The following is a 15,696-nucleotide window of genomic DNA, read 5'->3' on the forward strand; positions in this document are numbered from 1 at the left end:
ACTAAACTTGGTCGGGTGAACGACTCCCTGCCCCCGTGCCCCAAATGCTCCAGCGAATACACCTACGAAATGGGGGCGCTCCTGGTCTGCCCGGAGTGCGCGCACGAATGGTCCGCATCCGCGGAGACTGACGCAGAAGCCGACGCCCCAGCGACCGCCGTCATCAAGGACGCGGTAGGCAACGTCCTCGCCGACGGCGACACCGTCACCGTGGTCAAGGACCTGAAAATCAAGGGAAGCTCCACCGTCATCAAGGTCGGCACCAAGGTCCGCGGCATCCGCCTGGTCAACGGTGTCGGCGACCACGACATCGACTGCAAGGTGGACGGCGTGGGCCCCATGCAGCTCAAGTCCAGCGTCGTCAAGAAGATCTGACCGGGAACGCGACCGTGACCGTTGAGACGGTGCGGGCGGCCGACGTCGTCGTGGTCGGCGCCGGCCAGGCGGGACTCTCGGCGGCCTACCACCTGCAGCGCCGCGGCTTCGTCCCGGCCGCCGCTGACGCTGCCGGCCCTGACCCGGCCGGCCCTGACCCGGCCGGCCCGGCCCCGGCTGGCCCGGCCCCCGCCGGGACCTACATCGTGCTCGACGCCGAGGACGGGCCCGGCGGCGCCTGGCGGCACCGGTGGAAGAGCCTGCTCATGGCCACCGTGAACGGCATCAGTGACCTCCCGGGAATCCCGCAGCCCGACGTGGACCCCGCCGAGGCCAGCTCCAGTTTCCTCACCCGCTATTTCGGCGGGTACGAACACGACCTCGGCCTCGCGATCGAGCGGCCGGTGAAGGTGCAGTCGGTGAGCCGGGAGGACGATGATCCGGCCGGGCGGCTGAGCATCGCAACCTCACGCGGACGGTTCTCGGCCCGCGCCCTCATCAACGCAACCGGCACCTGGACCCGGCCGTTCTGGCCCATCTATCCGGGCAGGGCCAGCTTCGGTGGCCGGCAGCTGCACGTCGCCGACTACGTGTCCGCCAACGAATTCCGCGGGCAGCATGTCATCGTGGTCGGCGGCGGGATCTCGGCCGTCGGGCTGCTCGATGAGATCTCCAAGGTCACCACCACCACCTGGTTCACCCGCCGGGAACCGGTCTGGCGCGAGGCCGCCTTCGACCGGCAGGCCGGCCACGACGCCGTCGCCCTCGTCGAGGAGCGGGTGCGCCAGGGCCTGCCGCCGCAGAGCGTCGTCTCCGTGACGGGCCTGATCTGGACCCCGGCCCTGCGCGCCGCCGCCGCGCGCGGCGTCCTGGACCGGCACCCCATGTTCACCGCGATCGAACCCGACGGCGTCCGGCTGGCCGACGGCAGCTTCCTCGCCGCCGGAGTCATCCTGTGGGCCACGGGATTCCGGGCCGAACTCGAACACCTCGCCCCGCTGCACCTGCGCGGGCCCGGCGGCGGCATCGCGTTGGAAGGCACCCAGGTCGCCGCCGAGCCCCGGGTCCACCTCGTCGGCTACGGGCCCTCCTCGTCTACAATCGGCGCCAACCGGGCCGGCCGGGCCGCCGTCGCCGGAATCGTCACCCTGCTGGCCCGGTCCGGTATAACTTAAAGCAACGCGGGGTCACTTACGGCCCATCCCGGAGTGCAGGACGGACCGTAAGTGACCCCGCGTTGAAGTGCAGTGCCGAAGTTCCAAACACCCGGCTAAATTCCCACCCTGAGAAGAAACGGCGGCACAACGCGCGTGGCGGACAACAGCTTCGAATCCCTCTTTGCCGGGCTGCGTAGATTCCCGGATGTGGAGGCCGACAACCTGCAGGCCTGGGACGCCACGGACAGGCTCCTGCTGAACTCTGTACTTGAGATGCGCGAGGCCGGCCTGCTGCCGCCCGGCGGACGGCTCGCGGTGGTGGGGGACCGCTACGGTGCCCTGACCCTCGGGGCCCTGACGCTCGGGGCGGAGGCCGTGCGGGTCCAGCAGGACCTCATCACCGGTGAACGGGCGCTGCGCGCGAACGCCGAGGCCCTGGGCATCGACGGCGGCTTCGAGCACCTCCCGTTGGGCGCCGAACTGCTGGAGGGAGCCTCCCTGGTCTTGCTGCAGTTGCCGCGGTCCCTGGCGGAACTTGAGGAGATCGCCGACGCCGTGGCCCGCTACGCGGCGCCCGAGGTGGTGCTGGTCGCGGGCGGACGCGTCAAACACATGAGCCTGGGCATGAACGCCGTCCTGGGCCGCTACTTCGGCGACGTCCAGCCCCAGTTGGCGCGGCAGAAATCACGGCTCCTGCTGGCGCGGAGCCCCAAGCCGGTCCCGGCAGCGCTGCCCTTCCCGGTCACTGAGGTCAACGACGGACTGGGGCTCACGGTCTGCGCCCGGGGCGCCGTCTTCGCCGGCACCGGGCTGGATATCGGGACCAGGTTCCTGCTGGCCTTCCTGCCCCGGATGCCGCACGCCACCCATGCCGTTGACCTTGGCTGCGGCACCGGAATCCTCGCGGCGATGTACGCCCGCGCCAACCCCGGTGCCCGCGTCACCGCCACCGACCGGTCCGCCGCCGCCGTCGACTCAGCCCTGGCCACCTCCCGGGCGAACGGCCTGGACGGACGGATCGACGTGCTCCAGGACGACGCCATGAGCTCCCTCCCGGACGCCAGCGCGGACCTGGTCCTGCTCAACCCGCCCTTCCACCTGGAAGCGGCGGTCCACTCCGGCGCGGGGATCAAGCTGATCGAAGCGGCCGGCAGGGTGCTCGCCCCGGGCGGGGAGCTCTGGACCGTGTTCAACAGCCACCTGAACTACCGGCCGGCCCTGGAACGGCTGATCGGGCCCACACGCGAGGCCGGCAGGAATCCAAAATTCACCGTCACGGCCAGCACCAGGCGGCCTTGACGAAAGAAACTTTGCGTCAGCAAAGCGCAAGTGTGGGCGCACGCCTGCACGTAACGTACGATTCTGACAACTGCTGTGCGTGGCCAAAACGTTTAGAGGTATCAGTGACCGAGTTCCGGCAACCCTCGCCGAGGCGAGGGACCAACCTACCGAAGATGGGCGACTTCAACCTCACGGTCATCTTGGACGCCATCCGCCGCACGCCGGGCGGGCTCAGCCGGGTGGAACTCGCCCAGATTGTCGGACTCTCGCCGCAGACCATCTCCAACATTTCCCGCCGCCTGCTGGACCAGCACCTGATCGTCGAGGCAGGCAAGGAAGGCACCGGGCCGGGCAAGCCCAGGACCATGCTCCGGCTGAATCCCGCGGGGATGTATGCCGTGGGCGTCCACCTGGACCCGGCCGTCCTCACGTTCGTCGTGCTGGACCTGCTCGGCGCCGTCGTCCGGCACTCACGGATCACCACCCCGCCCGGCACCGACCCCAGGGCTGTCATCGACACCATCGCGGGCGAAATCAAGAGGCTCATCCTGGACTCCGGGGTGGATCCGGACCGGATCGCCGGGCTCGGAGTTGCGTCGCCGGGCCCCATCGACCTCAACGAGGGCGCCGTCGTGGACCCGCCGCTGCTGCCGGGCTGGGACCACGTGGGGCTGCGGGATGCCCTCGCGGAAGCCACGGGCCTGTCCACACTCATGGACAAGGACGTCACCAGCGCAGCCGTGGCCGAAACCTGGGCCGGCGGCCCCAGCGGCGAGGGCAGCTTTGTCTTCATGTATATGGGGACCGGGATCGGCTGCGGGATCGTCCTCAATGACGAAGTCGTCCGCGGGACCTCGGGCAACGCCGGGGAAATCGGACACATCGTCGTCGACCCGGGCGGCGCCCTCTGTGACTGCGGGCAGCACGGCTGCGTGAAGTCCTCCGCCATCCCGCAGGTCCTCGTGGCGCAGGCCGAGGCGGCCGGGATATTGGATGGTTCACTCCAGGACAGGAGCGCACCGGCAGTTCAGGAACGGTTCGCCGAGTTGTGCGCGATCGCCGACGCCGGCAACGACGAGGCCAAGGAAATCATTCGAGGATCCGCAGTGTTCGTGGCCCGTGCGGTGTCGGTCGTCACCAACGCCTTGGACGTGGACCGGGTAGTGTTCGGCGGCCCGTTCTGGACATGCCTCTCAGCGGCCTACCTTGAGCTGGTCCCCGGGCTCGTCGAGGCGAACAGTGCCACCCGGAGGATCCATGGGATCGAAGTCGTGGGCACAGGGGTAGGCGAGGACGTCGGCGCCGTCGGTGCGGCCTGCCTGGTGCTCGAACACACGCTGGCCCCGCGCTCCCAGCGGCTGCTCCTGGGGGACTAAACAGGGGCTGACCGGACGTCAGTCGATGTCCTCAACCACCGTCCCATACGGGATGGTGTCATCCAGATGCGCCTGGTGGCCATGCGGAAGCACGAGAATCCGGACCCCGTGCAACCTCTCTGCGGCCGACTGCATGAGGACTGGCCGGACGGTGTTGATGAAGCTCTCGCTCTTGCCGGCGAGGTACTGCTGGTAGCTGGCTGGAAGCTGAATCATGGCAACAGGATAGTCCTGCCCGGGTCCGATGGGGAGGGCGGGCCGCGCGGGGCGAAAATGGCGCCTTGGGCGAACATTATTCTGCCCGGCACCGCAAACGGCCGTAAAGGTGCGTCTTAATTCGGGCGCCGACTTGAAGGGCCCCCCGGCCGGGTCTTAGAGTTCTATACAAGTTACCTCAGTAACGTGTCAGCGATCCTCCGCTGAAAGCTGCCCCCCGGGCGGCCCAGGAGGGTGTGGGTGCCCCCATGTGGGCCTGACATTTGCTCACGGACAACTTCGTATCAGGCGTAACAGTCGCGGCTGCGCCCTGCTGAAGTTCCCTCCGTGTTCCCCAAACTCAATTCACTGACGACGGAGTTTCCGTTTCTGGTTCCGGTCCTCCGGGATTCCGGATCTCCCGGCGGCAGTGTTCAAAGCCAAGGACGCAAATGTCACCTCCAAGCCTTATCGATACCCATCCCAATCTTGCCGGCGCGGCCCCTGTTGCGCTGTCCTACGAGCTGTTCCCGCCGCGGTCGCCCGCAGCCGCCGAATCCCTCTGGACCACCATCGGCGAACTGGAAGCCACGGACCCGGACTACGTGTCCGTGACCTACGGGTCCAACGGCTCCAACCGCAGCACCGCCGTCGATCTCGTCAACCGGCTCGTGCAGGAAACGACGCTGCGGCCCCTGGCCCACCTGACCTGCGTGGGGAATTCCCCGCAGGAGCTGGCGGAGATCATCGGCGAACTGCTCGACGTCGGCGTCCGCGGCATCCTCGCCCTCCGCGGCGACCGGCCCAAAGACGGAGAAACCCCGCCGCCGGGATCGCTCCGGTACGCCCAGGACCTGATCGAGCTCATCCGCCGCGTGGAGCAGCGCCGCTCGGCACTGCTGTGCGCCGGCAGGGTCGCGGTCGGCGTCGCCGCCTACCCGACCCGGCACCCGGAATCCCCGAGTGAGGCGCACGACGTCGAGGTCCTGCTGGCCAAGCAGCGCTCCGGCGCCGACTTCGCCATCACCCAGGTCTTCTTCCACACCGAACAGTACGCCGACCTCCTGGCGCGGGCCCGCCGGGCCGGGGTGACCATCCCGATCATTCCCGGGGTCATGCCGCTGACCAGCCTCCGGCGGCTCGCCCGGCTCGGCGAACTGACCGGCGTGGAACCGGCCCCGGAACTCATCGAACGCCTCGCGGCTGCCGATACCGACGCCGAGCGGACCCGGATCGGGGTCAGCGCCACCGTTGATCTCGCCAACGCAGCCCTGGACGCCGGAGCCCCCGGCATCCACCTCTACACGTTCAATGAGCACGCCGCGGCCCTGGACGTGCTGGACAAGCTCGCACTGCCCCGTCCGCGTAGCGGCAACAAGAACAGCGGCAACCGGCACGGCGCCGGCCGCATCAGCGCATCCCGGGGCGCCGCCAGCGGCCAGCTCGCCAGCTAGGCACAACAACTTCCCTCCGTACAGAACCACCAACACCAAGGACTTCCCATGACTGAACTTCCCATCACCCCCTTCCCGTCCGCCTCGATCCTCGGCTACCCGCGCATCGGCCGCCGCCGCGAACTCAAGAAGGCCGTCGAGGCCTACTGGGCCGGCAAAATCGACGCCGCAGCACTGGACGCTGCCGCCAAGGAAATCCAGCTCGGCACCGCCAAGCGCCTCCAGGGCCTGGGCCTGACCGAAGCCGCAGCCGTCCCCGGCACCTTCTCCTACTATGACCAGGTGCTCGACGCCGCCGCCCACCTCGGCGCCGTGCCGGCCCGCTTCGGGAACCTCCTCAACGCGCAGGGCCAGCTCGACATCGACGGCTACTTCACCCTGGCCCGCGGCAACAAGGACCAGCAGCCGCTGGAAATGACCAAGTGGTTCGACACCAACTACCACTACCTCGTGCCGGAAATCGGTCCGGAGACCAACTTTGCGCTGACCTCCAACCGGATCGTCGAGGAATTCGAGTACGCCCTCGCCAACGGCGTCGAGACCCGCCCGTACATCGTCGGCCCGGTCACGTTCCTGCTGCTGAGCAAGGCCTCCGACGACGCCCCGGCCGGCTTCAGCCCGCTGTCCCGCCTGGAGGACGTCCTCCCGGTCTACACGGCGCTGCTTCAGAAGCTCGCCGCCGGCGGCGCCAGCTGGGTCCAGCTCGACGAGCCCGCCCTCGTGGTGGACCAGGACACCCCGGCCGTGGAAATCCAGGCCGCCGTCGCCCGCTCCTACGAGGCCCTGGCCGCCGCGGCCCAGCGCCCGCAGCTCTTCGTCTCCACCCCGTACGGCGCACTCAACGGCCAGCTCGGCACCCTTGCCGCCACCGGCATCGACGCCCTGCACCTGGACGTCTTCAAGGGCGAGGTCCCGTCCGCCGCGGCCCTGGCCGCGCTGGGCAACAAGACCCTCGTCGCCGGCGTCGTGGACGGCCACAACATCTGGCGCAACGACCTCGCCGCCTCCGCGAAGAAGATCGCCGAACTGAAGACGTCGGTGGCCAAGCTGGCCATCAGCACCTCCACCTCCACCCAGCACGTCCCGCACGACGTCGACGAGGAAGTCCAGCTCTCCGCGCAGCTGCGCAGCTGGCTGGCCTTCGCCGACCAGAAGGCCGTTGAAGTCGTCACCCTCGCCGGCCTGCTGACCGACGAAGCAGCCGTCCAGCCCGCCATCGACGAGGCCACCCGCGTCATCGCCTCCCGCGCCGAGGCCGAGGGCGTCCGCCGCGGCGACGTCCGGGCCCGCACCGCCGCCCTGACCGGCGCCGACTTCGACCGCTCCGCCTACGCCGTCCGCGAGGCGGCCCAGGAGAAGGCGCTGCACCTGCCGCCGCTGCCCACCACCACCATCGGCTCCTTCCCGCAGACCTCGGAAATCCGCACCGCCCGCGCCCGCGCCAACCGCGGCGACCTCACCACGGAGCAGTACGAGCAGCTCATGAAGGACGAGATCAAGCGCGTCGTTCAGCTGCAGGAAGAGCTCGGCTTCGACGTCCTGGTCCACGGCGAGCCCGAGCGCAACGACATGGTCCAGTACTTCGCCGAGAACCTCGAAGGCTTCGACGTCACCGTCCACGGCTGGGTCCAGTCCTACGGCTCGCGCTGCACCCGCCCGTCCATCCTGTGGGGCGATGTCACGCGCAGCGCCCCGATCACGGTGAAGTGGGCCGAGTACGCGCAGTCCCTGACCAGCAAGCCGATGAAGGGCATGCTCACCGGCCCGGTCACCATCCTCGCCTGGTCCTTTGTCCGCGACGACCAGCCGCTGGGCGAGACCGCCAACCAGGTGGCACTGGCCCTCCGCGACGAGATCGCCGACCTCGAGGCGGCCGGCATCAAGGTCATCCAGGTGGACGAGCCGGCACTCCGCGAGCTCCTGCCGCTGCGCAAGGCCGACCAGGCCGCGTACCTGGACTGGTCGGTGAAGTCCTTCCGGCTCGCCACCGCCGGCGCCGCGGACGCCACCCAGGTCCACACGCACCTGTGCTACTCCGAGTTCGGCGCCATCATCGACGCGATCGACGGCCTCGACGCCGACGTCACCTCGATCGAGGCCGCCCGCTCCCGCATGGAGGTCGTCCACGACCTCGAGTCCCACGGCTTCGGCCGCGGCGTGGGCCCGGGCGTCTACGACATCCACTCGCCCCGCGTCCCGGGCGAGCAGGAAGTCACCGAACTGCTCAGCACCGCCGTCAAGCACGTCCCGTCCCGCCAGCTCTGGGTCAACCCGGACTGCGGCCTGAAGACGCGCGGCTACGCCGAGACGGAAGAGTCCCTGCGCAACCTGGTCACCGCCACCAGGACGGTCCGCGCCGAGCTGCTCTCAGCCGCCAAGTAGTCCGCTCCACGCACAAACGACGCCGGCCGGCCACCCTCGCAAGGTGGCCGGCCGGCGTCGTACGTTCTTGATCATCGATTGCTGAGCAGCCGCCGTTTTGAGCGCCCAGAAGGGCATCTATGGAGCAACCGACGCAGGATTCGCAGCGACCCGGGATTCCCGAGTCAGGACTCCCAGAGGATTTCGTCGTCGACGACGCCGTCCTCATCCGCGGAAGCGACGAGGACCTCGTCGGTGAAGTGCTGGCCCAGCGTGAAATCGAGGACGAAGTAGCGTTCCGGCTGGCCGGGGTAGATGCCCACGTGGCCGAGCTTGAGCGCCTTGAGGAAGACCTCGTCAGTCAGCTGGCTCTTGTCCTCGACGCCGAAGACCTTTTTGAGGTGTTCGTCCTTGATCGCGTTGCAATGGAAGTGGCGGTACTCCTGCGGGCTGGTGCCTTCCTGGTCCAATTCCTCGGCGATCATTTCGCGGACCTGGTCCACGAGTTCGGGCAGGAAGCGCAGGCGGTAGTCAACTTTATGCATGGCGGCTTCATCAAAATGGTCATGCGCGTTGACATTCAGGTCAAGCTCCACGGTCTGGCCCGCCAGCTCATGCGTGGCGGTGAGATTATGCTCCCGTCCGTGGTTGAGCTCGACCTCGCCGAAGTGCTTGCTCGCTACCTTGTTCATATCTTCAACATAGTCCTGAAAACCGGACCATTCCAGCGTTGGGAGGGTTTTATCCGGTGCCTGACCAGCGGACGGCCGCATGACTGTACATTGATCGGATGCAGCATGTAATCTCACCCGTCATCCGTGCCCGGGCCGCGTTCGACGCCGGGACCACCCGTCCGCTCACCTGGCGGCTGGATCAGTTGCGCCGGCTGCGGCGCATGCTCGCGGAGCGGCACGCGGACTTCGCCGGAGCCCTCGCCCGCGATCTGGGCAAGCACCACACCGAGGCGCAGCTGGCGGAGATCGGGTTCGTAGACGCCGAGGTGGCGCACCTGGAGCGGCACCTCGAAGGCTGGCTGCGGCCCCGCCGTGTGCCGGTGCCTTTGGCAGTGCGCCCGGCCCGGGCCTGGACCGAACTCACCCCGCTGGGCGTGGTGCTGGTGATCGGGCCGTGGAACTACCCGCTGCAACTGCTGCTCGCCCCGCTCGCCGGCGCCCTGGCCGCGGGAAACACCGTGGTGCTCAAGCCGAGCGAACACGCCCCGGCCACCTCGGCGGCGCTGGCCCGCTGGATTCCCGAATACCTGGCCGGCGCCGCCGAGGTGGTTGAGGGCGGCATCCCGGAGACCACGGCGCTCCTGGCCGAACGCTTCGACCACATCTTCTTCACCGGGGGAGAAACCGCGGCCAAGGTGGTGCTGCGCGCGGCGGCCGAGCACCTGACCCCGGTGACCCTGGAACTCGGCGGCAAATCCCCGGCCTACGTCGACGCGTCCACGGACCTGGCCACGGCGGCCAAACGCATCGCCTGGGGCCGGTTCATGAACGCCGGGCAGACGTGCGTCGCACCCGACTACGTCCTGGCCCGGGAGGAGGTCCTGGAGCCGCTGCAGGCCGAGCTGATCAAGGCCGTTACGGCGCTCTTCGGACCGGACCCGGCGGCGAGCCCGTCGTACGGCCGGATTGTCGATGACCGCCACTTCGCACGGCTCGCTGCCCTGGCGGACGCCAGCACGGTGGTGCACGGAGGACAGCGCGACGCCGCCAGCCGCTACTTTGCGCCGACCCTGCTGCGGCCGGCGCCCGGCGACGCCGTCATGGCGGAAGAAATCTTCGGACCGCTGCTGCCACTGGTGCCTGTGGACGGGCTCGACGCGGCCATCGAGGAGGTCAACGGGCGCGCCAAGCCGCTGGCACTTTACGTCTTCAGCAAGGATCCACAGACGCGCCGCGCCTTCGCCGGGCGGACCTCGTCCGGGGCGCTGTGCTTCGACGTTCCGGCGGCCCACCTGTCCGTCCCCGGGCTTCCGTTCGGCGGGGTCGGCGGCAGCGGCATGGGGGCCTACCACGGGGAACATTCGGTGCGGACGTTCTCGCATGAGCGCCCCACCCTGGACAAGCCGCTGTGGCCGGACACGCTGGAAGCGATCTACCCGCCGTACACCCGGACCAAGCACCGGATCATCGACGCGCTGGTGGCGCCGGTCGGGAAGCGGGCCAGGAAGCGCTGAACGCCCGCCGGGCTGACCGGCCTCCACGCCGTCCCCTTCGTCCTCCCAGCCGACGTCGGCCCACCGCTGCCGGCCATTCAGCCCAGGCCTTTCGCTTCGGCCCCTTGAGCCCAGGCCCTTCAACTCAGTCCTTGCGTGCGGTCCCGAGCCGGTGCATCGTCTCGGCCAGCAGCTCCACGAACAGCTGGACCTGGGCCGTCCGCTTCTCGTTGATCAGCAGGGCGAAAACATTCCGTGCCAGCCGGATCTCCGGCACATCGAGGACCACCACGCCGGCCGGCCGGTGCCGCAAGGCGAGCTCTGGGACCAGCGCGGCTCCGAGCCCGGCGGCGGCCATCTCCAGGCTGGCGTGGAAGTCATCGCTGTACGCCACCACGCGGGGGTGCAGGTTGCAGCTCGCGAAGAGCCGTTCGATCACCGTGGCATCGGACGTGCCCGGGTGGTGCATGATCCAGGGCATGTCCGAGAGGTGCGGTGCGGCCACCTTGGAATCCGTGCCGATGCCCCAGGCCGCCGGCAGGACCACGCGGAAGTCGTCGTCGCCGATCCACTGCCGGTCCACGGTGTGCGGCCAGGCGAGGCCGGACTGTCCCACCTGGTACACCAGGGCGACGTCGAGTTCGCCGCCGGTCCGCAGCCCCTGGATGGTCTGGGCCGGTTCGGCGACCGAGACCCGCAGGTCGATGCCGAGCTTCTTCCAGGCCGGGTTCTGCAGGATCGGCGGCAGCACATAGGTGGCGAGGCTCGGGAAGATGCCCAGCCGCAGTTCCTGGCTGGGGCTTTCCTGCGCCCGGGAGGCGGCGGCCATCAGCGTCTCGATGTCCGTCAACACCTTGGCGGCGTGCCGGGTCATCACGACGGCGGCTTCGGTCGGCTGGATGCTGCGGGCCGCGCGCTGGAACAAGGTGACGCCGGTGTCGCGTTCCAGGGCCGACATTTGCTGGGAGACGGCCGAGGCCGTGTAGCCAAGGCGGGTGGCGGCGGCCGCAAACGATCCAAGCCGGATCACTTCCACAAGGGTCCGGAGATGGACGGGGTTGATCAAGGGCTGCCCTTCGCCTGGTTGCGGGTCCACGGAGACGGGACCGGATTTCCCGCTTCATTGTGGCATATCCGGCCCTCCGGCCGCCGTGCCGAGATGTCTGCCGGTAAATCTGCCGATATGTCTGCCGGAGGGACTACACGGAATGTCTGCGCTGCGCGGCCGGGCCGATGCAGGAGAATCCGAGGAACCCAACCCAAGGGACGGACGATGGCGTCACTGGCGACGGTCTGACAGCAGAACTAAAAAATCCCAGATTCATACTCATCCGGCCGCCCAGCGGCCACGAATTGCCCATAAGAGACTTCGGGCCAGACAACAGGAGCAGATCAGTGTCGCAAGCAGCAGGGATTCCGGCAGGCCGGCGGGTAGCCGTCATCGGCAGCGGAGTGGCGGGGCTGACCGCCGCGTACGTGCTGAACGGGCAGGACCGGGTAACGCTCTTCGAGGCCGACTCCCGGCTCGGCGGCCACGCCCACACCCACGATGTGCCGCAGCAGAACGGGCCCACCCTGGGCGTGGACACCGGCTTCATCGTCCACAACGAGCGGACGTATCCCACGCTCCTGCGCCTGTTCGCCGAGCTCGGCGTCGAAACCCAGGACTCCGAAATGAGCATGTCCGTCCGCTGCGACGGCTGCGGCCTGGAATACGCCGGCGCACGGGCGAAGGGGAGCGGGATCATTCCCCGGCCATCCACCCTGCTGCGCGGCCGCTACCTGAGGATGCTGCTGGAAGTCACCCGGTTCCACCGCCGGGCACGTGCCCTGTTGGCCGAACCCGCCACCGACACGGCAGCCGACGGTCACGAGCTCACCCTGGGGGAGTTCCTGGCGCGGGAGAAGTTCAGCAGCTACTTCATCTCGCACTTCATGACCCCGGTGGTCAGCGCCGTGTGGTCCTGCGACCCCACCACTGCGCTGGCCTACCCGGCCCGCTACCTGTTCACCTTCCTGGGCCACCACGGCCTGCTCGGGATCAAAGGCTCGCCGCAATGGCGGACCGTCACCGGCGGCTCGCGCAGCTACGTCGACAAGCTCGCCGCGACCCTGCCGGACATCCGGCTCGCCAGCCCGGTCACCGCGGTGCACCGGCACGCCGACGGCGTCGACGTCACGTCCGCTCTCGGCGCCGGGACCGTGCGCGAGACCTTTGACGCCGTCGTCATCGCCACCCACCCGGCGCAGGCCCTGCGCATGCTCACCGACGCCTCGGCCGCCGAGCGGGCCGCCCTTGGCGGCATGCCGTACTCGGTGAACCAGACGCTCTTCCACCGTGACGAGGCCGTGCTGCCGGCCAGCCCCAACGCCCAGGCCTCCTGGAACTACCGGCTGCCGTCCTGCGACGCCCGGCCGGACAAGGTCCTGGTCAGCTACGACATGACCCGGCTGCAGCGGCTGGAACCCGTCGACGGCGGCCGGTACATCGTCAGCCTCGGCGAATCCGAGCTGATCGACGACGCCACGGTCCTGGACCGGATGGTCTACGAGCACCCGCAGTACACGCCGGAGTCGCTCGCGGCGCAGCAGCGGATCCTCGCACTCGGCGACGGGCGGCTGGCCTTCGCCGGCGCGTACCACGGCTGGGGATTTCACGAGGACGGCGCCCTGTCCGGCCTCAAAGCCGCCGCCCGGCTCGGCCGCGACTGGGACCAGCTCCCAGTTAGCATCGGCACGGTGGCTGTGGACCCGGACTTCGCGCCCGCAGTTCAGCCGGCTTCAGCTGAGCCGGCCACGGTGGACGTGCCATGAGCGCGCCGGCCACCATCCACCCGGCCGACCTCCACGGCGCGGCCATCTACCGCACCGCCATCGCCCATGTGCGGCGCACCCCGCTGCGCAACGCGTTCACCTACCGCAGCTACAGCTGGTACGTCGACGTCGACCACCTCCCGCAGCTGCCGCGCCTGCTCCGGCCGCTGGCCGGCTTCCGGGTGGAGGACCACCTCGGCGATCCGTCCGGCACCCTGCGCGGCAACATGGAAAGCTACCTCGCCACCCAGGGCATCACGCTCGACGGCGGACGCATCACCATGCTTGCCAGCGCCCGGGTGTTCGGGCACGTGTTCAACCCGCTGAGCGTGTTCTGGTGCCACAGCGCCTCCGGCGAGCTGCGCTGCGTCGTCGCCGAGGTCCACAACACGTACGGGGAGCGGCACTGCTACCTCCTCGAAACCGACGCCACGGGCAGGGCGAGCGTGCCGAAGGCGTTCTACGTCTCGCCGTTCAACGACGTCGACGGCGAATACCACATGAAGCTCCCCGAACCCGGCGAACGGCTCGCCGTATCGATCGTCCTGGAACGGGAGGGCCAGCAGCCCTTCATTGCCACCATGGACGGCGTCCGGCACGAAGCGAGCGTGCGGAACATCGTGTCCGCGGCGCTCGCAGTCCCCGCGGCCCCGCTGCGTGTCGCGGCACAGATCCGATGGCAGGGCATCAAGCTGTGGGCGCGCCGCCTGCCCATCATCAAGAAACCACACCACCCTTCACAGGAGGCAGTTCAGTGACAATGACCGAAGCGACCGGATCCGGTACGGGACGGGCACAGGGCACCACGCGCAGCAGCGCCATAAACGGCAGCGCAGTTACCGGCAGCGCCGTGAACAGCGGGCTCGTCAACAGCAGGGTGCCGTACACCGTTCCCCAGCCTCCCGCCACCATCGACGCCGCCATCTGGCCCAGCATCGCCACGGTGCCATCGAGCCTCAAGGCCCGCGTGGCCGGACGCGCCGCGGACGCCATCTTCAAGGCGGCCGTGCGCAGGCTGCCGCTGGAAGTCCGGTACCCGGACGGCACAGTATTGGGCAAAGCTCCCACGGACGAGGCGCCCGCCTATCCCGTCATGACCATCAACCGGCCCGACGCCTTCGCCACCCGCCTCGGCGACGGCGGTCTGATCGGCCTGGGCGAGTCCTTCATGGCCGGCGACTGGGACGCCGATGACCTCACCGCCGTCATGGAGGTCTTTGCCTCCCGCGTCGGCACGCTCGTTCCCGAGCCGCTGCAGAAGCTGCGCGGCCTGTACCTGCCGCGCCAGCCGCGCAGGGAACGGAACACGGAGAAGAACACCCGTTCCAACATCTCGCGGCACTACGACCTCTCCAACGAGCTCTTCGCCTCCTTCCTGGACAGCACCATGACGTACTCCAGCGCCCTCTTCCCGGAAAGCGGCGACGCCCTGCGGAACGTGGCCTGGGACGGGCTGGCCGCCGCGCAGCAGGCCAAGATTGACCGGCTGCTGGACAAGGCCGGCGTGAAGGAAGGCACCCGGGTCCTGGAAATCGGCACCGGCTGGGGAGAGCTCGCCCTGCGAGCCGCCGCCCGCGGCGCCAGCGTCTACTCCGTCACGCTCTCCAGCGAGCAGCAGGAACTGGCCCGCCAGCGCGTGGCCGAGGCCGGCTACGCCGACGCCGTCACGATCGAGCTCAAGGACTACCGCGCCGTGGAAGGCGAGTACGACGCCGTCGTCTCGGTCGAAATGATCGAGGCCGTCGGCTTCGAATACTGGGCCACGTACTTCCAGACCATCGAGCGGGTCCTGGCCCCGGGCGGCAAGGTGGCCATCCAGGCCATCACGATCGCCCACGACCGGCTCATGGCCACCCGCACCAGCTACACCTGGGTGCACAAGTACATCTTCCCGGGCGGGGTTATTCCGTCCGTCCGCGCCATTGAGGACATCACGGCGAAGCAGACCGGACTGCGCGTGCGCGAACGCCTCGCCATGGGTGAGCATTACGCCCAGACGCTGCGGCTCTGGGAGGAGCGGTTCATGGCCCGCGAAGACGAGGTGGGGGCCATGGGCTTCGACGCGGTCTTCCAGCGGATGTGGCTGTTCTACCTCTGCTACTCCCGGGCCGGGTTTGAAACGGGCTACCTCGACGTGCAGCAGATCGTGCTCGACGGCTGTTAGAACAATCACGAACCAAAGAGGCGGGCACCACGGTGCCCGCCTCTTTCGTGTGCCCGGACACCAGATGTAGTGGTCGGCGCCACCGATCCGGGTCCCCGCGGCGGCGCGCGACACGCCGTCTGCGGTGCGACACGCGGGGGTGATTAATGTGGCTAACTACTCCACAGGGTGTGGATTTCGTCCGCGAAAATGGCGGAAATCCGGACATTTGGAGGGCACCCTCCTGTGGATTAAAGGTGGGTTAAATGACATACTTGTAATACATCATCTTGGGGTCCACATGAGGCTCTTGCACTACATGTAGTATCGACATACAGTTCCAGCAGAGCATCAGCGCGGGACATCCGGAGCC

General features: G+C 68.7%; 13 protein-coding genes. 10 read left to right on the forward strand and 3 right to left on the reverse strand.

The genetic code is table 11. The features are described 5' to 3' along the window. Positions 1 to 15 precede the first annotated feature (15 nt). From C560_RS0103475 to C560_RS0103490, 4 genes are all read left to right on the forward strand, one after another. Positions 16 to 375 carry a zinc ribbon domain-containing protein YjdM gene (locus C560_RS0103475; protein ID WP_026537136.1) on the forward strand — a complete coding sequence of 120 codons (360 nt, stop codon included), beginning with the start codon at positions 16 to 18 and terminating at the stop codon, positions 373 to 375. A gap of 14 nt (positions 376 to 389) precedes the next feature. Continuing rightward, a complete protein-coding gene (locus C560_RS0103480; RefSeq protein ID WP_026537137.1) occupies positions 390 to 1,550 on the forward strand; it encodes an NAD(P)-binding domain-containing protein in 1,161 nt (386 codons plus the stop codon). A gap of 135 nt (positions 1,551 to 1,685) precedes the next feature. Beyond that, on the forward strand, positions 1,686 to 2,831 hold the full coding sequence (locus tag C560_RS0103485; protein WP_026537138.1) for a class I SAM-dependent methyltransferase: 1,146 nt from the start codon (positions 1,686 to 1,688) through the stop codon (positions 2,829 to 2,831). A gap of 155 nt (positions 2,832 to 2,986) precedes the next feature. After that, positions 2,987 to 4,189 (forward strand): ROK family transcriptional regulator, encoded by a 1,203-nt coding sequence (locus C560_RS0103490; RefSeq protein WP_043422466.1) that lies wholly within the window; start codon positions 2,987 to 2,989, stop codon positions 4,187 to 4,189. An 18-nt stretch (positions 4,190 to 4,207) separates the two neighbouring features. Here C560_RS0103490 and C560_RS0103495 read toward each other — a convergent pair whose 3' ends face one another. Next, positions 4,208 to 4,405 carry a hypothetical protein gene (locus tag C560_RS0103495; protein ID WP_018773338.1) on the reverse strand — a complete coding sequence of 66 codons (198 nt, stop codon included), beginning with the start codon at positions 4,403 to 4,405 and terminating at the stop codon, positions 4,208 to 4,210. A gap of 431 nt (positions 4,406 to 4,836) precedes the next feature. On the opposite strand from C560_RS0103495, the gene C560_RS0103500 reads away from it, so the two are divergent. Next, complete coding sequence (locus tag C560_RS0103500) at positions 4,837 to 5,838, forward strand: methylenetetrahydrofolate reductase (RefSeq protein ID WP_026537140.1); 1,002 nt, start codon at positions 4,837 to 4,839, stop codon at positions 5,836 to 5,838. Between the two features lie 48 nt (positions 5,839 to 5,886). Beyond that, positions 5,887 to 8,220: a 5-methyltetrahydropteroyltriglutamate--homocysteine S-methyltransferase gene (gene metE, locus C560_RS0103505; RefSeq protein ID WP_026537141.1), complete on the forward strand. Its 2,334-nt coding sequence runs from the start codon at positions 5,887 to 5,889 to the stop codon at positions 8,218 to 8,220. Between the two features lie 164 nt (positions 8,221 to 8,384). On the opposite strand, the gene C560_RS0103510 is transcribed toward metE, so the two are convergent. Beyond that, positions 8,385 to 8,891: a DUF2004 domain-containing protein gene (locus C560_RS0103510; protein ID WP_026537142.1), complete on the reverse strand. Its 507-nt coding sequence runs from the start codon at positions 8,889 to 8,891 to the stop codon at positions 8,385 to 8,387. 98 nt (positions 8,892 to 8,989) lie between these two features. On the opposite strand from C560_RS0103510, the gene C560_RS0103515 reads away from it, so the two are divergent. Continuing rightward, positions 8,990 to 10,387 carry an aldehyde dehydrogenase family protein gene (locus C560_RS0103515; protein WP_026537143.1) on the forward strand — a complete coding sequence of 466 codons (1,398 nt, stop codon included), beginning with the start codon at positions 8,990 to 8,992 and terminating at the stop codon, positions 10,385 to 10,387. A 124-nt stretch (positions 10,388 to 10,511) separates the two neighbouring features. Here C560_RS0103515 and C560_RS0103520 read toward each other — a convergent pair whose 3' ends face one another. Continuing rightward, complete coding sequence (locus C560_RS0103520; RefSeq protein WP_018773333.1) at positions 10,512 to 11,432, reverse strand: LysR family transcriptional regulator; 921 nt, start codon at positions 11,430 to 11,432, stop codon at positions 10,512 to 10,514. A 329-nt stretch (positions 11,433 to 11,761) separates the two neighbouring features. On the opposite strand from C560_RS0103520, the gene C560_RS0103525 reads away from it, so the two are divergent. The 3 genes from C560_RS0103525 to C560_RS0103535 are packed head-to-tail and all read left to right on the forward strand — an operon-like array spanning position 11,762 to position 15,344. Further along, entirely contained in the window at positions 11,762 to 13,180 is a 1,419-nt protein-coding gene (locus C560_RS0103525; RefSeq protein ID WP_026537144.1) for an NAD(P)/FAD-dependent oxidoreductase, read from the forward strand. Further along, on the forward strand, positions 13,177 to 13,938 hold the full coding sequence (locus tag C560_RS0103530; RefSeq protein WP_043422468.1) for a DUF1365 domain-containing protein: 762 nt from the start codon (positions 13,177 to 13,179) through the stop codon (positions 13,936 to 13,938). The genes C560_RS0103525 and C560_RS0103530 overlap by 4 nt, the downstream gene beginning before the upstream one ends. Beyond that, positions 13,935 to 15,344 (forward strand): class I SAM-dependent methyltransferase, encoded by a 1,410-nt coding sequence (locus tag C560_RS0103535; RefSeq protein ID WP_442853141.1) that lies wholly within the window; start codon positions 13,935 to 13,937, stop codon positions 15,342 to 15,344. Before C560_RS0103530 ends, C560_RS0103535 begins: the two co-directional genes overlap by 4 nt. Positions 15,345 to 15,696 lie beyond the last annotated feature (352 nt).

The sequence above is a fragment of the Arthrobacter sp. 9MFCol3.1 genome (assembly GCF_000620385.1).
Lineage (GTDB): Bacteria > Actinomycetota > Actinomycetes > Actinomycetales > Micrococcaceae > Arthrobacter.